The sequence below is a fragment of the Thermohalobaculum sediminis genome, assembly GCF_023487995.1.
Lineage (GTDB): Bacteria > Pseudomonadota > Alphaproteobacteria > Rhodobacterales > Rhodobacteraceae > Thermohalobaculum > Thermohalobaculum sediminis.
Window position 1 is genome coordinate 598,142 of the sequence record NZ_JAMFKN010000001.1, and the last position, 24,393, is coordinate 622,534.

Genomic DNA, 24,393 nt, shown 5'->3' on the forward strand with positions numbered 1-24,393 from the left:
GGACCATGGACTTCACGCTCTCCGAGGAACGCCGGATGCTGGCGGACACCGCCGCCCGCTTCCTCGCCGACCGCTACGACATCGCCACCCGCCATCGCGCGGCCGCGGCGCCCGAGGGGTTCGACCGCAAGCTCTGGGCCGAGATGGCCGACCTCGGCCTGATCGGCGCGCTCGTGCCGCCCGAGGCCGGCGGCTTCGGCGGCGCTGGCGAGGACGTGGCGCTGGTCTTCGAGCATCTGGGCCGGGCGCTGGTGGTGGAGCCCTTCCTCGCCAGCGGCATCCTCGGGTTGTGGCCGTTGGTACGCGCGGGCGAGAGCGATCTGGTCGAGGCCGTGATCGCGGGTCGCACGCTCGTCGCGCTCGCGCATGGCGAGCCCGAATCGCGATACGCGGTCCACGAGGTCGCGACCCGCGCCAATGAGGGCGACGGCTGGCGCCTCACGGGGCGCAAGTCGGTGGTCATCAATGGCGACAGCGCAGACCTTCTCGTCGTCTCGGCCCGCGTCTCGGGCGACTTGGACGCTCCAGAGGGGCTGGCCCTGTTCCTGGTGGACCCCGCCGCGCCCGGCGTCACCCGCCGCGGCTATGGCACGGTCGAAGGGGGCCGGGCGGCCGAGATCACCTTGGATTCCGCCCCCGCCCGCCCGCTGGGCGAGCCAGGCCAAGCCTTCGCCCTGATCGAGGAGGCCATCGGCCGCGGCACCCTCGCCCTCGCCGCCGAGGCCGTGGGGTTGATGGAGGTCTGCAAGGACACCACCCTCGACTACCTCAAGACCCGCAAGCAGTTCGGCAAGCCGCTCGGCGCCTTCCAGGCCCTGCAACACCGCATGGTCGAGATGGTGCTCGAGATCGAGCAGGCCCGCTCCGCCGTCATGCTCGCCGCCGGCACCCACCAGGCCGACCGCCTGACCCGCGAGCGCAACGTCGCCGCTGCCAAGCACCTGACCGGCCGCGTCGGGCGCCGCGTGGCCGAGGAGGCGATCCAGCTTCATGGCGGCATCGCCATGACCTGGGAATACCCGATGTCGCATTACGCCAAGCGGCTCGTCATGCTCGACCACTTGCTGGGCGACACCGACCACCATCTCGACCGTTTCATCCGCCTCGGGCGCGAGGGGGGCGCGGCATGACCGACGGCCGCATCGGGCTCGCGCGCAAGGGCGCGGTGCTCACCGTCACCAACAACGACCCCGCGACGCGCAACGCGCTGGGCTGGGAGTTCTACGACGGCTTCCGCGAGATCGTCGAGGAGGCGGCCGACGACCCCCGCACGCGCGCCATCGTGCTCACGGGCGCGGGCGGCTTCTTCTGCTCGGGCGGCAATGTCGCGGTGCTGGCGGAACGGGCGAAGGCCAGCCACGCCGTGCGCCGCGCCTCGGTGGAAAAGCTCCACGGCATGATCCGCGCGATGCGGGCGTGCCCCAAGCCCATTGTCGCCGCCATCGAAGGGGGGGCTGCCGGCGCGGGGGTCTCGATGGCGCTGGCCTGCGACCTGATCGTGGCGGCGCGCGACGCGTATCTCTCGGTCGCCTATGTCCGCATCGGCCTCACGCCGGACGGCGGCGCGACGGCGATGCTCGCCCGCGCCCTGCCCCGCGCGCTGGTCGCCGAGATGGTGATGACCGGCGATCGGGTGAGCGTCGAGCGGCTCCACCCCCTCGGCCTCGTCAACCGCCTCACCAACCCCGGCGCGGCGCTGGCCGAGGCCGAGGCGCTGGCAGCGCGCCTCGCCGACGGCCCGCCCGAAGCGCTGGCCGCCGGCAAGTCCCTGATCTCAGAGGCCGCCGAGGCGCCCTTCGACACACAGCTCAACAGCGAGGCCGCCGCAATCGCCGAGGCGCTGGGCGGGGCCGAGGCCGCCGAGGGGATCGCCGCGTTCCTCGAGAAGCGCAAGCCGAGGTGGTAAGCCCGTGCCCTTCCGGGCATGTTGCAGACGATCGACCGGATGCCGGCGCGCAAGGCGGGAGGCCGTGGACGAGGTCATGCAAGGCTCATCATTTCAGATCGAAATCAATGCGTTGCCTCCGTTCTCATGCATAATTTCCCCGACAGGGGCGCGGATCGACCCGTCGCCCGAAACACACCGTCAGGACCGCCATGCCCCCGCGCGCTAGGCTCGCGGCCGTGGCCGCCCTGCTCTTCGGCGCCGGGGCCGCCGCACTCCTGGCCCTGCGCGCGGGTGGACACGATCCGGTTGCCCTGACCGATCCGTCCGACCCTGCCCGCGTGGCCGAGGGGGCCCCGCTCTACGCCCGCCATTGCGCGGAATGTCACGGCGCGGGTCTCGAAGGACGGGCCGGCTGGGACACGGCGCCCGCCCCCGCCCCCCCGCACGACGCGACCGGCCACACCTGGCACCATGGCGACAGGATGCTGTTCGACTATGTGAAGAGGGGCGGCGCGGCGGTGGTCGCCGATCTCGGCATCGCGGGGTTCGAGAGCGGGATGCCGGGTTTTGCTGGCACGCTGACCGACGCCGAAATCGGCGCCGTCCTCGCCTACATCAAGTCGAAATGGCCCCCGCGCCTCGCCGCCTATCAGCGCGAGGTGACCGCCGCCGAGGCGGACTGACCCGAACCCCGCTCCCGCCGGTTGCGCCCCGCACGGCCCCGCGCCATGATCGCTGCCCGCTCACAGCCGGACCCGCCCGATGCGCCTGCGCCTCAAGATCTGCTGCATCGCCTCACCCGACGAGGCCCGGCTCGCGGCCCGCATGGGGGCGGACCTCTTGGGGCTGGTCGGGCCCATGCCGACGGGCCCGGGGGTGATCGACCTCGCCTCCGCCCGCGCGATCGCGGTGGCCGCGCCGCCCTGGGCGCGCCCAGTGCTACTGTCCTCGGAGCCCCGCACCGAGGGCATCGCGCGCGATGCCGCCGCGGCGGGCGTCGATGCCGTGCAGATCGTGCGCCACGTCGAGCCGTCCGAGCACGACCGGCTCGCCCGCCTCGCGCCGCGCCTCGCCCGGATCCAGGTGATCCATGTCGAGGACCGCGCGGCGCTCGACCTGATCCCCGCCTATGCCGGGCGCGCCGCCGCCTTCCTGCTCGATTCCGGCCGGCCCGGCGCGGCGGAACTGGGCGGGACGGGCCGGGTGCATGACTGGGAGATCTCGGCCGAGTTCGTCCGCCGCTCGCCCCTGCCGGTGTTCCTCGCGGGCGGGCTGGGGCCGGCAAACGCTGCCGAAGCGGTGGCGCGCGTGCGACCCTTCGGGCTCGACATCTGCTCGGGCGTCCGCACGGATGGCGCGCTCGACGCGGGCAAGCTGGCCGCGTTCATCGCGGCAGCGCAGGGGGTGGCATGACCATCGTCAATCTGGGCTCGATCAACATCGACCATGTCCATCGCGTGCCGCACTTCCCCGCGCCTGGCGAGACGCTGGCCGACACCGGCTATGCCGCGGGGCTGGGGGGAAAGGGGCTCAACCAGTCGCTCGCCGCCGCGGCGGCGGGCGCGCGGGTGATCCACGCGGGCGCCGTGGGGGCGGAAGGAGGCTGGGCGGTCGAGCGGCTGAACGCCTCCGGGATCGACACCGCCTCGGTCGCCACGGTGGCGCAGGCAACGGGGCACGCCGTGATCCTCGTCGATCCCGCGGGCGAGAACCAGATCGTCATCCATGCCGGCGCCAACCGGGCGATCCCCGAGACCGCGATCCGCGCGGCGCTGGCCCGCGCCCGGCCGGGCGACTGGCTGCTCACCCAGAACGAGACCAATGGCACGGTCGAGGCGGCGCGCGCGGCGAAGGTGCTGGGCCTGCGCGTGGCCCATGCCGCCGCCCCCTTCGACGCGGCCGCCTGCGCCGCCATGCTGCCCCATGCCGACCTGATCGCGGTCAACGAAGGCGAGGCGGCGGCGTTGAGCGCTCATCTCGGTCACGCGCCGGCAGGCGTTGCGATGCTGGTCACCCTGGGCGCCCGAGGCGCGCGGTATCAGGGAGCCGAGGGGCGGGCCGAGACCCCGGCCTTCCCGGTCACGCCCGTGGACACCACCGGCGCGGGCGACTGCTTCACCGGCTTCTTCCTCGCCGGGATCGACACAGGGCTTACCGTCGCGCGCGCCCTGCGCCGGGCGGCGGCGGCGGCCGCGATCAGCGTCACCCGCTCCGGCGCCGCCGACGCGATCCCCACGGGCGCCGAGGTCGACCGCTTCCTCGCCGCCCATGCCCCGGAGGCCCCATGACCCCCCACCGCATCATCATCGACACCGATCCCGGCATCGACGACGCGATGGCGATCCTGCTGGCCATGGCCGATCCGCGGATCGAGCTGATGGGACTGACCACGATCTTCGGCAACGTCTCGACCGCGCGGGCCACCCGCAACGCGCTGTGGCTGACCGAGCTGGCGCACCACCCCTGCCCCGTGGCCGCCGGGGCGCGCCACCCGCTGATGCGCCCGCCCCAGCCGCATCCCGACTTCGTCCACGGCGTCGAGGGTTTCGGCGCCGAGCCCGCGCCCGCGCCCGCGGCCGCGCCCGACCCGCGCGGCGCCGCGCGCTTCCTGTGCGAGACCGTGGCAGCCCACCCGGGCGAGATCACCATCATCGCCGTGGGCCCGCTGACCAACCTCGCCGAGGCGCTGGCGCTCGACCCCGCCATCGCGCGCGGCGTAAAGGGGGTTATCGTGATGGGGGGCGCGCTTCGCGTGCCCGGCAACGTCACGCCTCACGCCGAGGCCAACATCTGGCACGACCCCGAAGCCGCTGCCGCCGTGTTCTCCGCCACATGGCCGATGACGCTGGTCGGCCTCGACGTCACCGAGGCGGTGACCGGCACCGCGGCCGACTTCGCCGCCATCGCCCGCGCCGCCCCGCGGGCGGGCGGCTTCCTCGACCGGGCGGTGCAGTTCTACTTCGCCTTCCACCAGCAGGCGCACGACCTCGAGGGGTGCCACATGCACGACCCCACCGCCGTGATCGCCCTCACCGACCCCGCCCTTTTCCGGATGCACGAGACCGCCGTCGAGGTGCGGACCGAGGGGGCCGAGATCGGCCGCACGGTCGAGGGCGGCCGCGGCCCGCGGCTCCGCGCCTGCATCGGCGTCGATTCCGACGCGGTCATGCAGGTTTACGTGGCGACACTCTCCAATGGCCGCTTGCCGTAGGCCGGCCTGCGGATAAACTGTCGCACCCCGATGCCCTGCCGCGAGCGCCGATGTTCCAGATCCGCACCGTCTCCTACACCGACCCCGAGGCGCCCGCCGCCTTCGCGCGATCCTTGCGCGAGACCGGATTCGCGGTCCTCACCGACCATCCGATCACGCCCGACCGGATCGAGGCCGCCTATGCCGCCTGGGGGCGCTTCTTCGCCTCGGACGAGAAGTTCGCCTACAAGGTGAACCCGGACCGGCAGGATGGCTATTTCCCCTTCAAGTCGGAAAACGCCAAGGACAGCCCGGTCAAGGACCTCAAGGAGTTCTACCATGTCTATCCCGACGGCCGGGTGCCGCCCGAACTCGAGGCGCTGACGCGGGCGTTCTACGACGATCTCGCCGCGATCGGGCGCACGCTGCTGGGCTGGATCGAGGACAACACGCCCCCTGAGGTGCGCGCCCGCTTCTCGGAGCCGTTGCCGAAGATGCTCGAGGGCTCGCGCCAGAACCTCCTGCGCATCCTCCACTACCCGCCCTTGACCGAGGCGCCCGAGCCCGGCGCCGTGCGGGCGGCGGCGCATGGCGACATCAACCTGATTACGCTGCTGGTGGCGGGCTCGGAGCCCGGGCTTCAGGCGCGCGACACCGCGGGCAACTGGCACGACGTGCCCTGCGACCCGGGCATGATGGCGATCAACGCGGGCGACATGCTCGAGATGGCCTCGGGCGGCTATTACCCCTCAACCGTGCACCGCGTGGTGAACCCTCCGGCGGCGCGCAACGTCGCGCGATTCTCAATGCCGATGTTCTGCCACCCGCGCCCCGAGGTGGTGCTGAAGCCCGGCACCACGGCGGACGACTTCCTCACGCAGCGCCTGCGCGAGATCGGCCTCAAGGCATAATCAACCCGCGCGATGCCGCGGGATCACACAGGGAGCCTTCACATGCGTCTGATCAGCCTTCTCGCGGGTGCAGCCCTCGCCGCCCTCGCCACCGCCGCCTCGGCCGCCGAGTTCAAGCCAGCGGTCGTCTTCGACATGGGCGGCAAGTTCGACAAGTCGTTCAACGAGGGCGTCTGGGCCGGCGTCAAGCAGTTCATGGACGAGACCGGCGTCGAGGTCATGGAGTTCGAGGTCACCAACGAGACCCAGCGCGAGCAGGCCATGCGCCGCATGGTCAGCCGCGGCGCCACCATCGTGCTGGGCGTGGGATTCGCGCAAGCCGACGCCATCGACAAGGTGGCGGCCGACAACCCGAACGTGCAGTTCGCCATCATCGACGTGAGCTGGCTCGACCGCCCGAACCTGCGCCAGTACGCCTTCAAGGAGCACGAGGGCAGCTATCTGGTGGGCGTCGCCGCCGCGAAGAAGTCGGCCACGCAGAAGGTCGGCTTCGTCGGCGGCATGGACATCCCGCTGATCCGCAAGTTCGCCTGCGGCTATGTGCAGGGCGCCAAGGAAGCCATCGCGGGCACCGAGGTGCTGCAGAACATGACTGGCACGACGCCGACTGCCTGGAACGACCCGACCAAGGGCGCCGAACTCGCGCAGAGCCAGATCGACCGCGGCGCGGACGTGATCTACCACGCCGCCGGCGGCACCGGCATGGGCGTGATCCGGGCGGCGGCCGATGCCGGCAAGCTCGCGATCGGCGTCGACTCGAACCAGAACGGGCTCGCGCCGGGGCATGTGCTGACCTCGATGGTCAAGCGCGTGGACGTGGCAGCCTACGAGACCTTCAAGGACGCGATGGCGGGCAGCTTCACGCCCGGCGTGCGAAATCTGGGGCTGGCCGAGAACGGCGTGGATTGGGCGCTCGACGAGAACAATGCGGGCCTGATCACCGACGAGATCAAGGCTGCGGTCGAGGCCGCGCGCGCGGGCATCGTGGCGGGCACGATCAAGGTGCACAACTACGAGGACACCGGCTCCTGCCCATTCTGAGATCGGCATGACCGAGCCTGACCGCGAGGGACCGCCCCCGGCGGTCCGGCTCGCCGGCATCTCGAAGCGCTTCGGCGCGGTTCAGGCCAACCGCGACGTGGCGCTCGAGGTGGCGGCGGGTTCGATCCATGGCATCATCGGCGAGAACGGGGCGGGGAAATCGACCCTCGTCTCGATTCTCTATGGCTTCTACGAGGCTGACGAGGGGCGGATCGAGATCGCCGGGCAAAAGGCCGTGATCCGATCCTCGGCCGACGCCATCGGACATGGCATCGGCATGGTGCATCAGCATTTCATGCTGGTGCCTACCTTCACCGTTCTGGAAAATGTCATGCTGGGCGCCGAGGGGGGCGCGCTGCTCGCCAGGGGCCGGGCCGAGACGCGGGCCGAACTGCTGCGCCTCTCGGCCACCTACGGGCTCGAGGTCGATCCCGACGCGCTGGTGGGCGACCTGCCCGTGGGCTTGCAGCAGCGGGTCGAGATCCTCAAGGCGCTGAGGCGCGGCGCGAGGATCCTGATCCTCGACGAGCCCACAGGGGTGCTCACACCCGACGAGACCGACCGGCTGTTCGAGATCCTGCGCGGCCTCAGGCGCGAGGGCGTCACGGTGCTGCTGATCACCCACAAGCTGCGCGAGATCATGGCGGTGACCGACCGCGTCTCGGTCATGCGCCGGGGCGAGATGGTGGCCCACCGCGAGACGGCCGCCACGACGCGCGAGGACCTGGCGGAACTGATGGTCGGCCGCAAGGTGCTGCTCGAGGTGCCCCGCGTCGAGACTGCGCCGGGGGCCGTTGCGCTCAGGGCCGATGGGCTGACCTGGCGCGATGCGCGGGGCGTGGCGCGGCTCAAGGAGGTCTCGCTCGAACTGCGCGAGGGCGAGATCCTGGGCGTCGCCGGCGTCTCGGGCAATGGGCAGTCGGAACTCCTCGACCTGCTCTCGGGAATCGAGGGCGTGCAGGAGGGGCGGATCGCCATTGGCCCCCGGGCGATCGACCGCGCCCATCCGGCCGATCCGTCCGAGATGCGGGCGATGGGAGTGGCCCATGTTCCCGAGGACCGCCACCGCCGCGGCCTTGTCCTGCCCTTCGAGGCGCAGGAGAACGCGGTGCTGGGGTATCACCACGGCCCGGCGACGGGGTCGGGGCAGCTTCTGGACCTCGGCGCGCTCGGCGCCCATTGCGCGACCCTGATGCGACGCTTCGACGTGCGCCCCGCCAATCCGCGCCTGCGCGCATCCGGCTTCTCGGGCGGAAACCAGCAGAAGCTGGTGCTGGCGCGCGAGATCGAGCAGGCGCCCCGTATCCTCCTGGTGGGCCAGCCCACGCGCGGCGTGGACATCGGCGCGATCGAGTTCATCCACACCCGGCTTCTCGAGATGAAGAAGGCGGGGGCGGCGATCCTGCTGGTTTCCGTCGAACTCGACGAGATCATGGCGCTTTCGGACCGCATCGCGGTGATGAACGCGGGCCGCATCGAAGGGGTCCTGACCCGCGCCGAGGCCACGCCGCACCGCCTGAGCCTCCTGATGGCGGGCGTCCGTGAGGGGGAGGCAGCGTGACGCCGCTTCCTCGCTGGGTCGAGTTGGGGCTCCTGCCCCTCGCCAACATCTCGCTCGCCTTCCTGGTGGCGGGCGCGGTGGTCGCGCTGATCGGCGAGAGCCCGGTCGAGGCGATGGCGGTGATGCTGAAGGGCGCCTTCGTCTATGATGGCGCGCTGGGCTACACGCTTTATTACACGACGAATTTCATGTTCACGGGCCTCGCCGTCTCGGTCGCCTTCCACGCCATGCTGTTCAACATCGGGGCCGAGGGGGAGGCGGCGATGGGAGGCCTCGGCGCCGCGCTGGTGTGCATCGCGCTCGATGCCGTCCTGCCGGGGCTGATGGTGATCCCGATCGCCATCGCCGGGGCTGCGGCGTTCGGCGCGGCGTGGGCGGTGGTGCCGGGCTGGCTTCAGGCGCGGCGCGGCAGCCACATCGTCATCACCACGATCATGTTCAACTTCATCGCCGCCGGTGTGCTGGTCTCGCTCCTGTCGGGGCCGCTGATGCGCGCGGGGCAAAGCTCGCCGCAAACCCGCGACTTCGCCGAGGCCGCGCGTCTGCCGTTCCTGCACGACATCGCGCGGGCGCTGGGCTTCCCGGCGACCGCCACGCCTCTCAACCTCAGCTTCCTGATCGCGCTGCTCGCGGCCTTCGGCGTCTGGGTGCTGATCTGGCGCACGCGCTGGGGCTATGCGCTGCGCGCGGTCGGGCATTCGGAAGGCGCTGCGCGCTATGCCGGCATCCCGGTGCCGCGCATGGTGGTGGTGGCGATGGCGGTGTCGGGGGCGCTTGCGGGCTGCATGGCGCTGAACGAGATCCTGGGCGCGCAGGGGCGGCTCGTCCTCAACTTCACCTCGGGCTACGGCTTCACCGGCATCGCGGTCGCGCTGATGGGGCGCAACCATCCGGTGGGGATCTTCTTCGCGGCGCTGCTGTTCGGCGCGCTCTACCAGGGCGGGGCCGAGCTCGATTTCGAGTTCCAGACCATCACGCGCGAGATGGTGGTGCTGATCCAGGGGCTGATCATCCTGTTCTCGGGGGCGCTGGCGCTGATGTTCGTCCCGGCGCTTGCGCGCATCTTCCGGGCGAGGGCGCAATGACCGAGCTGTGGATTGACGCGCTCCGCATCCTCGACGGCTCGCTGCGGCTGGCCACGCCCCTGATCCTCTGCGCCATGGCGGGACTGGTGTCGGAGCGCGCAGGCGTGATCGACATCGGGCTCGAGGGTAAGATGCTGGCCGCGGCGTTCGCGGCCGCCGCGGTCGCAAGCCTGACCGGCAGCCCCTGGGCGGGGATGGCGGCGGCCTTGGGCGTGGCGGTGGCGCTCGCGCTTCTGCACGGCTTTGCCTGCATCACCCACCGGGGCGAGCAGATCATCTCGGGCGTTGCCATCAACATCCTCGCCTCGGGGGGCACGGTGGTGGCGGGCATCGCCCTGTTCCGGCAGGGCGGCCAGACCCCGCCCCTGATGGCGGGCGAGCGGTTCCGCCCGATCCGACTGCCGGGGGCAGAGGCGCTGGCCGACATCCCGGTACTCGGCCCGCTCTATGCCGAGTTGGTCTCGGGCCATACCCTGCCGGTCTACCTCGCGGTGCTCAGCGTGCCGCTGATCGCCTGGCTGCTGGGGCGCACCACCTTCGGGCTGAGGCTGCGCGCGACCGGCGAGATGCCGCTGGCGGTGGACAGCGCGGGCCTCTCGGTCGCCGTCATCCGCTACCGCGCGGTCGTGATCGCGGGGCTCCTATGCGGGCTCGCGGGGGTGTTCCTGTCCACCGCCCATGGCGCGGGCTTCGTGCGCGAGATGTCGGCGGGCAAGGGCTTCATCGCGCTCGCGGCCATGATCTTCGGCAAGTGGCGGCCCTGGCCGGTGTTCGGCGCGTGCCTGCTGTTCGGCTTCCTCGAGACGGCGGCCGCGCGGCTGCAGGGCGTCACCCTGCCGCTGATCGGCCCCGCGCCGGTCGAGCTGATCCTGCTGCTGCCCTACATCGCGACCGTGGTGCTGCTGGCGGGCTTCTTCGGCCGTGCCGTGCCGCCCAGGGCGCTGGGCGTGCCCTACCGCAAGGAGCGGTGAGCGCGCGCCCTCGGGCCGGCAGGGGCCCCGCCCATCCCGTGCTGGACGCAGGCGCGCTGCTGGGATGACCGGCACCCGAGGCGCGGAGCGGAGCGGCAAGGGATGCGCAAGGCGATCAAACGGTTCATGGCTCGGCGCGCCTCGGGCTGGCGCTCGACGCGCCACCTCGAGGCGCGGCTGCGCTTTCCCGGGATGACCGTTCACGAGGCGCTGATCCGCGTCACCCACAAGCGCATCTTCGGCGTCTGGCCCGATCTCGACACCCCACGCACCATCTCGGAGAAGATATGCTGGCTCAAGCTCCATGACCGGCTCGCGGTCTGCGGCGAGATCACCGACAAGTTCCGCATGCGCAGCTATGTCGAACGCCATGGCCTCGGGCACCTGCTGAACGACCTCCACGCCGTCTTGAACAGTGCCGAGGCGGTGGATTTCCGCGCCCTGCCCGACGCCTACGCGCTGAAGGTCACGAACGGAAGTGCCTGGAACGTCATCAAGCGCCCCGGCGTCCCGATCGACGAGAATGCCGCGCGCCGCCGGCTCGACGGCTGGATCAGGACCAACATGGCCGACCACAAGGGCGAGTGGTAGTATGCCGCCTCGCCCTCGCGCATCATCGCCAAGCATGACCTATACAACGGCGGCGACATCCCGGACTACAAGCTGTTCGTGTTGAACGGCGCGACGCGCTTCATCCAGTATTGCGAGGGCTGCTGCCAGAATCTGCGCAGCATCCTCATGAGCCCGGACTGGGAGTCCGCTGCCCTTCTTATACAAGATATTCAAACCCTTCGGCCCGCCGCCGCCCCGGCCGGAGCAGCTTGGCGAGATGATCGCGGCCTCGCGGGTCCTGACGCAGGGCTTTCCCTTGGTGCGCGCCGATTTCTATGTCCACCGCGGGCGGCTGCTGCTGGGCGAGCTCTCGCTCAACCCGGTGGGCGGCTACACGGTCTTCCGGCCCGAGGAGTGGAACCGAAGGATCGGCGATTGGCTTGAGCTGCCCGACAAGGCCGCGCTGGCGGGCTGAGGCACGAGGCGCCGGCCTCAGACGAGGCCGGGGCGCTCCTCGACCAGTTCGGCATGGGCCTCGGCCTCGCGCTGGGCTGCGGCTTCGGCGGCACGGCTTCGCCGGATCCGCTTCTTCAGGAGCCGCCGGCCGATCACCATGAACAGCGCGAAGTAGACGACGTGGAACCCCAGCATGCCGAGGCCGATGGCAACCAGACCCATCGGGCCGAGCAGCGGCAGCGCGATCGCGACGAACACCGCGGTGGCGATGAGCTGGATCACCAGAAGGGTGCCCGCCTTGTTGGCCGAGAGGAACGCGGGCTCGAGCGCGAAGCCGAGAACCCGCAGGAGCGATCCCGCGATCAGCAGGTTGAACAGCCAGATCTCGTCCACCAGCTCGCGGCCGAACAGGAACTCGACGGCGAAGGGCAGCACAGCGAACAGGACAGCGGCAAAGACGGCCAGCGCCATGCCCGTCAGCGCGAGCTGCTTCTTCAAGATGCGGCGGATGCTCACCCAGTCGTCGCGCGCGGCGAGGCGCGAGAACTCCGGAAACAGCAGCGGCCCCAGGAGCCGCGTCGGCCGCGACAGCGCCGCCGCGAACTGGCGCGCGATGTCGAAGATGGCGGCCGAGGCCGCGCCAAGCTGCGCGCCCACCACCAGGACCGTGCCGTAATTGACCACCAGCGGCGCCGCGCTGGCGAGGTTCGACATCCACAAGTAGCGCCAGACGCCGGGGAACTCGGCCGCGTCGCGCCGCCAGCGCAGCGTCAGGCGGGGCATCAGGCGGCGGCGGCGAAGCTCGGCGATCGTGGCGGTGTAGACGAACACCCCGCTCAGGACCGACGCCACGAACCAGGCAATGACGATCTCGAGCACGCCGCCGCCCATCGCCCAGGCGATAACGACCCCAAGGAAGCGCAGCACCGCGTTCGAGGCGAATTGCAGGGCCACCACGTCCACCCGGTCGAACAGCCGCAGCACCCCGTTCGGCGTCGCATGGGTGATGAAGATGATCGACAGCATGTAGAGGGGCGCGAGCGCCGCGACCTCGGGCGGCCAGTCGAACCAGTCCTGCGCCCAGGGAATGAAGGCGATGGCACCGCCGATCGCGATGGCGAAGCTCACGAGGTCGATCGAGAGGGTAAAGCCGATCAGCCGCCGGAAACCCGGCCAGTCGGCCTTCTCCTCGAGGATCGCGCCAAAGCGCAGCACCGCCTGCCAGGACTGGAACTTGACGATTTCCGAGAACAGCCGCGCATAGCTCTGCAGCAGCAACACGACACCCAGCTCGCCCAGCCCAAAGGCGCGCGCGACCAGCACGTTGGTGCCGAGGTTCAGCAGCCCGAAGATCACCCGGCTGCCGATGATCATCCCGGCATTCTTCAGAAAGCGCCGGTAGAGCTCGCCCAGATCCACCCGTGCCCCCTCAGCTTGCCCCGTCCCGTCCGCGGCCGGGCTCGCGGCCCCGTCGCTCATTCCAGGGGCGAGGGACTCGACGCGTCGAAGGTCGTGCGCCGCTTGCCGAAGGTGCCCTTCTCGTCGCAGGCGAGGCGCCACTCGATGCCGGGATAGCGGCGCGCGGCCAGCGCCATCTGCGTGTGCCACCAGTAGGGCGGCTGCTGCGTCGTGTGCGCGTTGCGCCCGTCCGGCAAGATCTTCTCGGCCGGGTAGCAGGCGGCGACGATGAAGACGAAGCGCCGCGCGCGGGCGAACATCTGGTCGATCACCCAAGGGACATCGAAGCTCGCCAGATGCTCGACGACGTCGGTCGAGATCACGCCGTCGAACTGCTCGTCGGGCAGCGTGGCAAAGGGTGGGTGGCCGGGATCGTAGCAGCGCACGCGCACGCCCGGCCAGACGGACACCTGACGCCAGGCGCTGTCGTGGGGCTCGCCCTCGATGCGCGAATATTCCTTGCCCTTGCCCGCGCCATAGTCGAGCAGCGTCTCCGCGCCGGTCTTGCGGACCAACTCGGCGACGCTGTCGACATGCTTGCCGAGGCGGTGGCCGGCAAAGGTCTCGGGCGTCTCGTGCATCTGCTGGTAGAGCGCGACGAGCGCCGAGAACTCGCGGCTCGGGTGGTCGGCAGTGAACATCAGGTATCCCGCCGCGTCCGCCGCCTTCTCCATGTCGTGCCACAGGTAGCCCAGCGCGTTCTCGCCATAGCGCAGCATCTCGGGGAAGGGCTTCCAGGGCTGGGTGTGCAGCGTGGTGTAGTGCAGGCACTTGATCTGCGGCACCGGATGCTCGCCGTCGCGCGAGTTCCAGACGCCGGGCAGTTCGCCGTAGAGGCCGTTCTCGGACATCACGCCCTTGGAATGGGCATGCCCCTTGCCGGCCTTCACGGCCTCGAGCGTCCAGAGCGGCGCCATCACCTCGCAGTCGATCAGCATCACCGAGTTCTCCTTCTCGGTGATCGCGAGCACGCCCTTGCCCTGCATGTCGAGGTCGAACATCTCGGCCGGATCGGCAAGGTAGATCTGATCGACATCGTTGTAGATCGCCCGGCCCGTGTTCCCGGCAAGGTGCGGGATTGCGTAGCGGTAGTTGGTGAAGCCGGTCTTCCAGCCCTCGCGCGGGATGCCGTCGAGGTCCGACATCAGCGTGATCTCGTAGGCGCGCGCGGGGTCGCGGTTCTGCATCACCGACCAGATGAAGACGCGGGTGCCGCGATACTGCCGCGGCTCGGTGCCCAGGAAGATGCGCACGGGGGGCTTGGGCGACGGCTGGTGGCCGGGGACGGGGTCGAGGCGGATCACCTCGGGCGTCGCGTTGCTTCCCACCGGACGGTGCGGGTCGCGGTCCAGCCAGAACTGCGGCTGACGGTGATACCAGTGGGTCTTGTAGGGATTTGCCATGTCGCGGCCCTCTCTCGGCTGGGCGATGTTGTAGTGACGCACGGGGCAGCCGCGCAAGATGCGCGACGGCCGCCCCTGCGCGGCAGATGCGCGCTGCGCGCCGCGGGGGGTCAGGCAGGGGCCGCGCATGCCTCGATCCCGACCAGCCGGAAGCGCGCCCCCGGAACGCCGCGGGCCAGGTCGGCGAAGGCCGGGCTCAAGGTCGCGATCTCGCCCTCGTAAGACGCAAGGCAGCCGCGGATGAAGGCCACATCGGTCTCGTGATCGTGGCTCGGGGTATAGGCGTTCTCGGCCGCGCCGCCGCCCGGATAGGCGCCCGAGGGGTGGCTGAACATGTCCATGCCGGCGATCACGATCCGCCGCGGGCGCAGCGCCACCGCGGCGGCGATCATGTAGGCCCCCGTGGTGGGCCGCAGCGGCCCCTGGACGGCGGGCAGCACGGGGCCGGCGATCTCCTCGACCACGGCATAGGTGATGGGCCCGTGCCAGAACTCGACCAGCCGGGCGGCGAGCAGCGCGCGTTCCTTGCGCGGGGTGGCGACGCCCAGCGGGATCCGGCCAGCCGCGCGCATCGAGCGCTTGACGCCCGCGAAGATCATGTCCGGCCGGGCAAGGAACCCGCGCGCCTTCCACTGGTGGTTCACCCGGAACAACGCATCGCGCGGCAGTGCCGCCAGCGCGGGATCCTCGCTGGTCGGCCCGTTGCCGAGGCAGAGGATCGTCCCCGGTCGGCCCAGCCGCTCGGCCAGCGCCCCCGCCGTCTCGATCCGCGCGCAGAACCGCCCCAGAAGGCGCCGCATCCCGCGCGTCGCGAGGCCCCGTTGCAGCCGCCCGGCCAGCGCGTCGAGGAGCGGCCCCTGCCCGCGCTCGATCCCGGCCGAGCGCACGAAATGCCGGGCGAGCTCATCGAGATCCGCATTGGCCCTTGGCATCGCCTCGGCCGCCGTCGCGGACAGCGCCACCACCTCGCCCGAGCCCTGCGCCAGGCCCGCGGGATCGACCGCGAAGACCGGCAGGCCTCGCCTGCGCGCACCCGCGACGAGACGGCGGAGCGATGCCGGCAGGGTCCCCGGCGCCCCGGCCACGACCATCGCGCGCGCCCTCAACCCGGCCAGAGCCGCGCGCACGGGGACCATGGGCGGGATGCGCGGCACGCGCGTGAGCAGCCGCGGCAGCGTGCCTGCCGCCGGCAGCGCCACCGCGAGCGCCGCGTCCGGCAGCGCCGCGACGATGTCCAGCCGATAGGCCCCGCCGGCCAGCCGCGCGAGCAGGCCACCCGCCGCCCTCGCCGCAGCCGCGTCCGGCAGCACGACGACCAGCGCTTCCTCGCCCGGCTTCGGGCCGCCCGCCAGCCGCCGCAGGATCGCCTTCAGCGCCATTCCGGCCCCAGCCCCCCGGTCTCGAGGAACTCAGCAATCGCCCGCGCGCCGCGCGCCGAGGCGGGCTCGGGCTCGCGCAGGAAGGCGTGATCGCGCGCCGCTTCCTGCGCCGGGCGGAACGCCGTCTCGAACCGCGCGCGGGCCTCGGCAAGCGCGGGGCCCAGATCGGCCGCCCGCTCGACCACCGGGCCGAAGCGCCACGAGCGGAAGGCGGGATTGCCCTGCCAGTCGAAGCCGTGCGCGTTGAGGAACACGCAGGGACGCGGCCAGTTGATGAACTCGTAGATCTGGCTCGACAGGTCGCCCAGATAGATATCCGCGGCCATCAGATAGGTGAGATCGACCGATGCCCGGCTGCCCAGGTCGATGAGCATCCGCGGCCCGCCGCGATAGCGCCGCGGCAGCCGCGCGCCACGGCTCAGCGCGCGCTTGAACAGCAGCACATGCGGCGCGAAGATCAGATTGTAGTCGTCTGATTGCGCGAAGAAATCCAGAATATCGGTTCCGAACTTCCGCCACGAGGTCGCGGCCGGTGTCTGGGTCGGGTTGTAGAGCACCACGGGCCGGTCGTCGGCGAACAGGCGCGGGCGGCCCGCCCCCATCTCGCCAATCTCGAATTTCGTATATCCGGCAACAGCATAAAGCGTGTCCTTGAACCTGCCCAGCGCGTTCAGCTCCTCGGCGATCCGGCGACCCTGCAGCAGCACCATGTCGAAGCGCTCGATGCGCGGGTCGAACATGCCGACAGTGCTGTTGTAGCCATCCCCCGCGCCATGCCCGGTGAAGATGAGCTTGACATGCGAAAGCCTTGAATCCTCGTGCAATCCAAGACTCGTCAGCTCCGGCACGATCAGCGCATCGAACCCGGCGAACAGCCCGACATTCGCCCGTTGCACCGCGAGCTTGCGGGTGAATGCCACGTGCCGCGCGATGGGGTCGATCGCCTCGGCCCAGAGCGGCGCGCGGATGCGCTCGATGCGCGCGGCATGGCCGGGATAGCGCGCGCCGATCTCGGCCGCGAACTCGGCCTCGGCGCGGGTCGAGCACAGGATGCGCACCCGCCAGTCGGGCCTCAGGCGCGACAGCGCGAAGCCGTAGGGCACGACATGCGGCACCTGGTGCGGCTCGTAATGGTTGAGGAGAACCCCGATCTGCATGGCCCTGCCGCGCGGCGTCGCGCGCCCATCCTGCCGTCGCGCGCGGCCCGGCCGTGCGCCGGCGGAGGCCTAAAGCAATTCCGGCCGCATGGCAATCGCGGGCAGGCGCGCCGGGCTTGCAGCGTCGCGCAGGTCTGATATGAGGACGCCGCGAACGACTCCCGCGCCCGGCGAGGCTGCGGGTTTTCTTGTCGTTGCAGCCTCGGAGCAAAAGGTCGAGCGGCGGATGAAGGCAGTGGCACGGCAGATCGGAGACGGTCCGACGCATCGGCGCGGGGATTTCCCCACGCTGACGGCCGCGCTCGACTACGCCGCGCTGAGCGTGGGCAGCATGCGCTTCCACGGGCCGCGCGGCGAGCTGGTCGAGGATCTGGCCTATGCGAGGCTTGCGCGCGAGGCGCGCGAGGCGGGCGGGCGGCTGCTCGGCCTCGGGCTCGAGCCCGGCGACCGCGTCGGCCTGATCGCCGAGACCGACGCCGACTTCATGCGCGCGTTCATGGGCTGCCTCTATGCCGGCCTCGTCCCGGCGCCGATGCCGCTGCCGGCGGCCTTCGGCTCGCGCGAGGCCTATGCCGAGCAGATCCGCCGGATCGGCGCGGTCGCGGCGGTGCGCGCCGTGCTCACGCCCGAGGTGATCCGCGACTGGGTGGCCGAGGCCTTCGCCGATGCCGGGCTGGTGCATGCCGGAACGCTTGGCGAGATCGGCCGGGCCGCCGAAGCGCTGCCCGAGGCGGAGCCAGATCTGGGCGCTACGGCCTACCTGCAGTTCTCGTCCGGCACGACCAGCCTGCCCAAGGGCATCGCCGTCAGCCACCGGGCGATGATGGCGAACATCCGCGCCATGGCCGAGCATGGCCTGGGCATCGGACCGGACGACCGCGGCGTGAGCTGGCTGCCGCTCTACCACGACATGGGTCTCGTCGGCTGCATGTTCCTGCCGGTCGCCACGCAGATGCCGATCAGCTACTACGCGACGCGCGACTTCGTGCGCCGTCCCGGATTGTGGCTCAAGCTGATCTCGGACACTCGGGCGACGCTCTCCTACGCACCGTCCTTCGGCTACGACCTCGCGGCGCGGCGCGCGAAGATCGAGGGCCTGGACCTCTCGTCGTGGCGCATCGCCGGGATCGGCGGCGACATGATCAAGACCGGCACGCTCGCCGCCTTCGCCAATGCCTTCGCGCCGGCCGGGTTCGACGCGCGCGCCTTCCTGCCCAGCTATGGCATGGCCGAGGCGACGCTTGGCCTGACCTTCGCCCCGCTGGGTCAGGGCTTCCGTACGGTCAGCGTCGATCTCGCCGCCCTCGATCGGGGCGAGGTGGTGCCCGCCGATCCGGGCAGCCCCGGCGCGCGCAGCTTCGCCGTCTGCGGCCCCATCCTGCCGGGCCACGAGATCATGCTGGCCGACGCCGGCGGCGCGCCGCTGCCGCCGGACCGGGTCGGGCGCATCCTTGCCCGCGGCCCCAGCCTCATGACCGGCTATTTCGGCGACGCGGACGCCACGCGCCTCGCCCTGTCGCCGGACGGGTGGCTCGACACCGGCGATCTGGGCTTCATGGATGCGGGCGAACTGGTCGTGACCGGCCGGGCCAAGGACCTGATCATCATCAACGGCCGCAACATCTGGCCGCAGGACATCGAGTGGGCGATCGAGAGCGGCACGGACGGCATCCGCTCGGGGGGCGTCGCGGCCTTCGGCATTGCCACCTCGGACGGCAACGGTGGACTGGCCGAGGAGGCCGTGATCGTCATCGGCGAATGCCGCGTGGCGGGCGAGGAAGGCCGCGCCGCGCTGCGCGACGAAATCCACGCGCTGGTCCGCGAGCGCATCGGCATCGAGGTCGCCGTGGTCCTGACCGGCACGGGCGCGCTGCCGCGCACCTCGTCGGGCAAGCTCAGTCGCGCCCGCGCGCGCGAGATGTTCCTCACGGGCGTCTTCGGCGCGTGAGCGCGCCCGCCCAGCACGGCACGGCCACGCGCGGCGTTGCCGCCGTGACCGGAGCGACCGGGTTCCTTGGACCGCACGTCCTGAGCGCGCTCGCCGGGCGCGGCTGGCGGCTGCGCATGCTGGCCCGGCGCGCACCCGCGATCGAGGCCGGGCCCGAGCCGGTCGAGGTTGTTCCCGGCGACCTTGCCGACCCCGCGATGCTGCGCCGGCTGGTCGAGGGCGCGGACGCGATCATCCACCTTGCTGGGACCGTCCGGGCGCGCCGCCCCGCCGATTTCGATGCTGCCAATACCGAAGGGACCGCGCGGCTGGCGGAGACCTGGCGGCAGGTGGCACCCGGGGCGCATTTCGTGCTGATCTCGTCCATGGCGGCGCGCGAGCCGCACCTCTCGCCCTATGCCGCCTCGAAGCGGGCGGGCGAGGCGCGCCTCGCGGCGATCGCGGGCGAGGCGGGCGGCTACACCATCCTGCGCCCCGCCGCGGTCTATGGCCCAGGCGACCGCGAGACGCTGGCCGTGTTCCGCGCCGCCGACATGGCGGTCCAGCCGTTGATGAACGGCCCCGCGGCCCGCCTCTGCCTGATCCACGCCGCCGATGTCGGCGCGGCGATCGCCGCCGCCGCCGCCTCCCCTCCCGGGGGCGCCGTGTTCGAACTGAGCGACGCGCGCCACGAGGGCTACGGCTGGGCCGAGATCGCGGCCGTGGCGGCCGCGGCACTGGGCCGTACTGCGCGCCCGTTGCGCGTCCCGCCGGCCGTGCTCGCCGCACTTGGCCTCGCGGGCGATGCGGCGACCGCGCTCGGGCTCGGCACGGGCATGCTGACCAGCGCAAAACGGCGCGAGATGCAGCATCCCGACTGGTCCTCGCGCCCAGCCGCGCAGCCGCCGGCAGACCTCTGGCGCCCGGTCGTCCCGCTCGCCGAGGGCTTCCGCCAGACCGTTTCATGGTATAGGGCGCATGGCTGGCTGTGAGTGCCGCGCGCCGTCGGCGCCGCCCTCGGATTGCGTCATCGCCGCATGATCACGCGCTTCATGTCAATTCGCGAACAAACCGGACGCCTTTTGTGAAGTATCGCGTGGAGTTTGTGACTTGAGCGTCGTTCCGCGGTAACTATTCTGTCGTGAAATCGGTGGGAGATCGGCTTCTCCATGACAAATGCTGTGATCTTGAGCGCCGGGCAAGGCAAGCGTCTCGCCCCGCTTACGGATATGCGTCCCAAATGCCTGGTGAAGGTCGGCGGGCAGCCGGTCCTCTACTGGCAGCTTCGGGCGCTTGCCGCGGCGGGGATCGAGGACGTGACGATCGTCACCGGCTTCGGCGCCGAGATGGTCGAGACGGCGGTCCGGACCATGGACCTGCCGCGCCTCCCGGAATGCCTCTACAACCCGTTCTACGCGGTCGCGGACAACATCGGCTCGTGCTGGATGGCGCGCGAGCGGTTTGGCAGCGACACCGTGCTGCTGAACGGCGATACGGTCATCGACCCGCGCATCCTGCGCCGCGTGCTGGCGGATGCCGAAGCCCCGATCACGGTCACCATCGACCAGAAGCCGGGGTATGACGACGACGACATGAAGATCCGGCGCGACGGCCGCCGCCTCACCGCGATCGGAAAGACGCTGAGCGCGCCGGTCGACGGCGAGTCGATCGGCCTCCTTCGCTTTCTCGGCGATGGCGGCGAGCGCTTCGTCGCGGCGATGCGCGCGGTGCTGGCGGATCAGGCCGCGCTCAAGCGCTGGTATCTCTCGATCATCGACCAGATCGCCCAGACCGGGGCTGTCGGCGTCGTCGAGATCGCAGGGTTGCCCTGGACCGAGATCGACTTTCCCCGCGACCTCCCGATCGCCGAGAGCCGCGTCACCCATTTCGACTGGAGCGGCGCGCAGACCGGCACCGGGCTCGCGGCCAGCATCGGCGCGCCCCAGGGGGGCGCCTGATCTGGACAGCAGGCTCGCGGCAGGGTATCGGCGGCGCTTCGCCACGAGCAGGATTCCCGGCCGGGGCGGCCGGTGAACAGGTTGCACGCGCGCGGCGAGATGGAATGAACACGCTGCCATCGCGGCGCACGAGCAGGAAGACGACGAACATGGCCACGGCCGACGACATCGAGGCGCGCATCCTCGCCCTGCTCACCGCCAAGGTGAAGCAGGACGTTGCGGTCACGCGCGACACGAACATCGTGGCGGATACGGGGCTCGACTCGGTCAGCGTGATGGACTTCGTGCTGGAGCTCGAGGACGAGTTCGACATCAACATCCCGCTGGACCGGATCGCCGAGGTCAAGACCGTCGCCGATCTGGCCGCCGCGGTGCAGGATCTGGGCGGATCGAGCTGAGGACGGCATAACCCCGGGCAGCGACCCGAAGAGGGGAAGGAACGAGACGATGGGCATCAAGGACAGGATCGCCGCGGTCGAGGCGACGTACGGGCGGCTGAGGGCGCTTGGCCGCGACCCCAGCAGGCTGGAGTTCCAGAATGTCTGGTCGCCGACCGAGGCGACGCTGGAAGGCCGCCCGATGATGCTCTTCGGGACCAACAACTATCTCGGGATGACCTTCGACCCCGAGGTGCTGGAGGCCGGAACCGCCGCCACCCGCGCGCTCGGCTCCGGCACCACCGGCTCGCGCATCGCCAATGGCAGCTATGGCGGCCACAAGGCGCTCGAGGCCGAGATCACGCGCTTCTACGCCAAGCAGCACTGCATCGTGTTCTCGACGGGCTATGTCGCCAATGTCGGCATGATCACGGCGCTGGGCGGCAAGGACGACGTGCTGCTGATCGACGCCGACAGCCACGCCTCGATCTATGACGGCTGCAAGATGGCGGATGCCGAGACGATCCGCTTCCGCCACAACGGCCCCGAGGACCTCGCCAGGAAGCTCAAGCGCCTGGAGGGGCATCCCGGCGACAAGATCATCATCGTCGAGGGCATCTACTCGATGCTGGGCGACACTGCGCCGCTCGCCGAGTTCGCCGCCGTCAAGCGCGAGGCGGGCGAAGGCGTCTACCTCATGGTCGACGAGGCCCATTCGCTGGGCGTGCTGGGCGAGTCGGGCCGCGGCCAGTGCCAGGCCACGCATGTCGAGGACGACTGCGACTTCATCGTCGGCACCTTCTCGAAGAGCGTGGGCACGATCGGCGGTTATTGCGTCTCGAACCTCGCGGGCTTCGACGCGATCCGCTCGTTCTGCCGGCCCTACATGTTCACCGCGTCGATGACGCCGGGCACCGTCTCGACCGCGCGAGCCGCCTTCCGGCGAATGGCCGAGCGGCCCGAGCTGCGGGCGCGGCTCTGGTCGAACTGCTCGGCGCTCTATCGCGGCCTCGGCGATCTCGGCTTCGAGACCGGGCCCGAAGTGAGCCCCGTCGTCGCCGTCAAGCTCCGGGCGCCCGAGATCGCGGTGGCGCTGTGGAACAGGCTGATCGACGAGGGCGTCTACACCAACATCGCGATCCCGCCGGCCACCCCGAACGCGCTGTCGCTGCTGCGCGTGTCGGTCTCGGCCGCGCACACCGAGACGCAGATCGAGCGGGCGCTGAACATCTTCGCGTCGGTCGGCGCCGAACTCGGCATCATCGAGCCCGGCGCAGGCCGCGCCGAGCGGTTCCACGTGATCACCGGAGGCGCCGCTGCCAAAGCAGGCGGGCGAACACGACCGGCGCCGCAAGGGCCGGCCAGCGCCGCTGCCACGACCTGAGTTCGACGGGGCGGCCAGTGTGCCGCTCGACCTTCGAGAGCGCGTAGGCGAGGCCGCCGCGGAATGTCGCGGCGGCCTTCGTCAGTCGCGCGGCATTGAGAAGCTTGCCGACCCTCCGCCGCCGCGCCCACATCCGGGCCGCCCGCGCGCGCGCCGCTGCATCCGGCGCCGGGCTGGGCGCGATGAGCGCGGCGTGGAGCCCCCCGAAATGGGCCGGGTGCGCGTCGAGAATGGCGCCCGCGCGCCCCGCCCCCTCGACCCGCAACTCGGCGCCATAGGTCCGGGCATAGAGCGCGCCCCAGGCGCCGCGCCAGTCCGCCCCGTCGGGCGCGACATGCGCGGCCCACCAGGCCGCCGCCTCCGCCGCCGCCGCCAGCGCGTCGAGCACGGCCGCGCGCGCCGCGGCGTCGCTTGCATGGGCCAGCACCACCGGCTGCGAGAACCGCGCCCATAGAGTCGTGTCCCAGCTTTCCGCCCGCATCCGCGCGCGGAAGGCGTCGAGCCGCATCACCGCCACCTTGGCGTGAATCGCACCCGCCTGCCCCGCAAGCTCGACATGATAGACGTTCGGCGGCATCAGCCGCCCCGCCAGCGCCGCAAGCCCCGGCCCGGACCAGTCGGCGTCGCGCGCCGTGAGGCAATAGAAGTCGAGCAGCCCTGCGGCCCCCACGTCGCGCAGCATGTTGCCGTAGAACAGGACCGCGAGCACGCCCGGCCGCGTGGCCAGATGCGCGGCCATCGCCGCAGCGTCGCCCGAAAGCGGCCGGTCCGCCGCCGCCTCGATCAGCGCGCCAACCTCCGGGCAGCGGGCCTGCCCGGCAGTGCTCACTTGCGCTCGCTCATGCTTTCGAGGATCTGGTCGGCGCGCCGGGTCGCGGCCTCGAAGCGGTCCTCGAAATCCTCGATGTTCTTCTTCGGCTCCTTGTAGAAGGCCGTGAACTTCATCGCCCGGATGAAGAGCCCGGTCAGCAGCCGCGCCGGCCAGCGCATCGGCCGGTCGAAGTCGAACAGCAGGATCACCCGCTCCTCGTCGGTCTCGTTCCAGACCTCGTGTTCGTAGGTGTCGTCGAGCACGAAGACGCGGCCCGCCTCCCAGGCCCGGATCTCGTCGCCGACGCGGATGCGGCACTTCTCGCGCTCGGCGGGGATGATCAGGCCCAGATGCGCGCGCAGGATGCCCTTGGTCACGCCCGTATGCGCCGGGATGTGGTAGCCGGGCGCGAGGATCGAGAACCACGCGGTCTGGATGTTCGGCACCCGGCTCAGGATCTCGGCCGTGACCGGCGCCTGCCGGCAATTGCGCTCGAGCCTCAGCCCGAAGCCATAGAGGATGAAGGTGCGCCAGTTCTTGGCGGTCGCGATGCGGTATTGATCCGGCGAGATTTCCTGGAAGGCCGGGATTGCCTCGCGGAATTTGAGGATCTCGCGCGCCTCGGCCTCGATCTCGCGCCAGCGGGTCTCGAATTCGGCGAGGAAGGGGAAATGCCCGTTGCCGACGAACGGCGTCGTCGGCACGAGGCTCTGGCTCGCCTGGAAGGACGCCATCCAGCGCGTGAGCCGCTTGCCGAGGCGCTTGACGCGCTTGCGGATCGGGTGCTTCAGGGTGGCCGGTTTGGCCGCCGGCACGGGCGCGGGCTGGATCTGGTTCATGGCGCCGTCATAATCGCGGACGCCCGAAAAGTCGAGAAGCGGGGT

24 protein-coding genes are annotated in these 24,393 nt (G+C 71.0%); 18 read left to right on the plus strand and 6 right to left on the minus strand.

Annotation, left to right across the window (positions count from 1 at the left end; all coding sequences use genetic code 11):
• The first annotated feature begins 5 nt into the window (after window positions 1-5).
• The 13 genes from M1105_RS02890 (at window position 6) to M1105_RS02950 (ending at window position 11,674) form a co-directional block, all read left to right on the plus strand.
• Window positions 6-1,130 (plus strand): acyl-CoA dehydrogenase family protein, encoded by a 1,125-nt coding sequence (locus M1105_RS02890; protein WP_249578837.1) that lies wholly within the window; start codon window positions 6-8, stop codon window positions 1,128-1,130.
• A complete protein-coding gene (locus M1105_RS02895; RefSeq protein ID WP_249578838.1) occupies window positions 1,127-1,906 on the plus strand; it encodes an oxepin-CoA hydrolase, alternative type in 780 nt (259 codons plus the stop codon). The genes M1105_RS02890 and M1105_RS02895 overlap by 4 nt, the downstream gene beginning before the upstream one ends.
• A 191-nt stretch (window positions 1,907-2,097) precedes the next feature.
• Window positions 2,098-2,571: a c-type cytochrome gene (locus tag M1105_RS02900; protein WP_249578839.1), complete on the plus strand. Its 474-nt coding sequence runs from the start codon at window positions 2,098-2,100 to the stop codon at window positions 2,569-2,571.
• A gap of 79 nt (window positions 2,572-2,650) precedes the next feature.
• Entirely contained in the window at window positions 2,651-3,301 is a 651-nt protein-coding gene (locus M1105_RS02905; protein WP_249578840.1) for a phosphoribosylanthranilate isomerase, read from the plus strand.
• Window positions 3,298-4,176, plus strand: coding sequence for a PfkB family carbohydrate kinase (locus tag M1105_RS02910; RefSeq protein ID WP_249578841.1), 879 nt, complete (start codon window positions 3,298-3,300; stop codon window positions 4,174-4,176). Before M1105_RS02905 ends, M1105_RS02910 begins: the two co-directional genes overlap by 4 nt.
• Entirely contained in the window at window positions 4,173-5,099 is a 927-nt protein-coding gene (locus tag M1105_RS02915; RefSeq protein WP_249578842.1) for a nucleoside hydrolase, read from the plus strand. Before M1105_RS02910 ends, M1105_RS02915 begins: the two co-directional genes overlap by 4 nt.
• A gap of 50 nt (window positions 5,100-5,149) precedes the next feature.
• Window positions 5,150-5,989 carry an isopenicillin N synthase family dioxygenase gene (locus M1105_RS02920; RefSeq protein ID WP_249578843.1) on the plus strand — a complete coding sequence of 280 codons (840 nt, stop codon included), beginning with the start codon at window positions 5,150-5,152 and terminating at the stop codon, window positions 5,987-5,989.
• 42 nt (window positions 5,990-6,031) lie between these two features.
• Complete coding sequence (locus tag M1105_RS02925) at window positions 6,032-7,030, plus strand: BMP family lipoprotein (RefSeq protein ID WP_249578844.1); 999 nt, start codon at window positions 6,032-6,034, stop codon at window positions 7,028-7,030.
• 7 nt (window positions 7,031-7,037) lie between these two features.
• Window positions 7,038-8,591: an ABC transporter ATP-binding protein gene (locus M1105_RS02930; protein ID WP_249578845.1), complete on the plus strand. Its 1,554-nt coding sequence runs from the start codon at window positions 7,038-7,040 to the stop codon at window positions 8,589-8,591.
• The gene (locus M1105_RS02935) at window positions 8,588-9,676 is read left to right on the plus strand and encodes an ABC transporter permease (protein WP_249578846.1); all 1,089 of its coding nucleotides are present in this window, start codon (window positions 8,588-8,590) and stop codon (window positions 9,674-9,676) included. Before M1105_RS02930 ends, M1105_RS02935 begins: the two co-directional genes overlap by 4 nt.
• Window positions 9,673-10,647, plus strand: a complete 975-nt coding sequence (locus M1105_RS02940) for an ABC transporter permease (RefSeq protein WP_249578847.1) — start codon at window positions 9,673-9,675, stop codon at window positions 10,645-10,647. The genes M1105_RS02935 and M1105_RS02940 overlap by 4 nt, the downstream gene beginning before the upstream one ends.
• Window positions 10,648-10,749: 102 nt before the next feature.
• A complete protein-coding gene (locus M1105_RS02945) occupies window positions 10,750-11,238 on the plus strand; it encodes a hypothetical protein (protein WP_249578848.1) in 489 nt (162 codons plus the stop codon).
• A 187-nt stretch (window positions 11,239-11,425) separates the two neighbouring features.
• Window positions 11,426-11,674, plus strand: coding sequence for an ATP-grasp fold amidoligase family protein (locus tag M1105_RS02950; protein WP_319936762.1), 249 nt, complete (start codon window positions 11,426-11,428; stop codon window positions 11,672-11,674).
• Window positions 11,675-11,691: 17 nt separating this feature from the next.
• On the opposite strand, the gene M1105_RS02955 is transcribed toward M1105_RS02950, so the two are convergent.
• The 4 genes from M1105_RS02955 to M1105_RS02970 all read right to left on the minus strand — a co-directional run bounded on the left by M1105_RS02955 (window position 11,692) and on the right by M1105_RS02970 (window position 17,052).
• The gene (locus M1105_RS02955) at window positions 11,692-13,134 is read right to left on the minus strand and encodes a lipopolysaccharide biosynthesis protein (protein WP_249578850.1); all 1,443 of its coding nucleotides are present in this window, start codon (window positions 13,132-13,134) and stop codon (window positions 11,692-11,694) included.
• Window positions 13,131-14,516, minus strand: a complete 1,386-nt coding sequence (locus M1105_RS02960; protein ID WP_249578851.1) for a class I SAM-dependent methyltransferase — start codon at window positions 14,514-14,516, stop codon at window positions 13,131-13,133. The genes M1105_RS02955 and M1105_RS02960 overlap by 4 nt, the downstream gene beginning before the upstream one ends.
• 110 nt (window positions 14,517-14,626) lie before the next feature.
• Complete coding sequence (locus M1105_RS02965; RefSeq protein WP_249578852.1) at window positions 14,627-15,895, minus strand: hypothetical protein; 1,269 nt, start codon at window positions 15,893-15,895, stop codon at window positions 14,627-14,629.
• Window positions 15,886-17,052, minus strand: a complete 1,167-nt coding sequence (locus M1105_RS02970; protein ID WP_249578853.1) for a hypothetical protein — start codon at window positions 17,050-17,052, stop codon at window positions 15,886-15,888. The genes M1105_RS02965 and M1105_RS02970 overlap by 10 nt, the downstream gene beginning before the upstream one ends.
• Window positions 17,053-17,287: 235 nt before the next feature.
• On the opposite strand from M1105_RS02970, the gene M1105_RS02975 reads away from it, so the two are divergent.
• From M1105_RS02975 to spt, 5 genes are all read left to right on the plus strand, one after another.
• The gene (locus M1105_RS02975) at window positions 17,288-19,000 is read left to right on the plus strand and encodes a fatty acyl-AMP ligase (RefSeq protein WP_249578854.1); all 1,713 of its coding nucleotides are present in this window, start codon (window positions 17,288-17,290) and stop codon (window positions 18,998-19,000) included.
• Window positions 18,997-19,971 carry an NAD-dependent epimerase/dehydratase family protein gene (locus tag M1105_RS02980; protein WP_249578855.1) on the plus strand — a complete coding sequence of 325 codons (975 nt, stop codon included), beginning with the start codon at window positions 18,997-18,999 and terminating at the stop codon, window positions 19,969-19,971. The genes M1105_RS02975 and M1105_RS02980 overlap by 4 nt, the downstream gene beginning before the upstream one ends.
• A gap of 177 nt (window positions 19,972-20,148) precedes the next feature.
• Window positions 20,149-20,937 (plus strand): phosphocholine cytidylyltransferase family protein, encoded by a 789-nt coding sequence (locus M1105_RS02985; protein WP_249578856.1) that lies wholly within the window; start codon window positions 20,149-20,151, stop codon window positions 20,935-20,937.
• Window positions 20,938-21,086: 149 nt separating this feature from the next.
• On the plus strand, window positions 21,087-21,335 hold the full coding sequence (locus M1105_RS02990) for an acyl carrier protein (RefSeq protein ID WP_249578857.1): 249 nt from the start codon (window positions 21,087-21,089) through the stop codon (window positions 21,333-21,335).
• 49 nt (window positions 21,336-21,384) lie between these two features.
• On the plus strand, window positions 21,385-22,698 hold the full coding sequence (gene spt / locus M1105_RS02995) for a serine palmitoyltransferase (RefSeq protein WP_249578858.1): 1,314 nt from the start codon (window positions 21,385-21,387) through the stop codon (window positions 22,696-22,698).
• Here spt and M1105_RS03000 read toward each other — a convergent pair.
• A complete protein-coding gene (locus M1105_RS03000; RefSeq protein ID WP_249578859.1) occupies window positions 22,616-23,527 on the minus strand; it encodes a hypothetical protein in 912 nt (303 codons plus the stop codon). The two genes, spt and M1105_RS03000, sit on opposite strands and share 83 nt — an antisense overlap.
• Complete coding sequence (locus M1105_RS03005) at window positions 23,524-24,348, minus strand: aspartyl/asparaginyl beta-hydroxylase domain-containing protein (protein WP_249578860.1); 825 nt, start codon at window positions 24,346-24,348, stop codon at window positions 23,524-23,526. The genes M1105_RS03000 and M1105_RS03005 overlap by 4 nt, the downstream gene beginning before the upstream one ends.
• Between the last annotated feature and the right edge of the window lie 45 nt (window positions 24,349-24,393).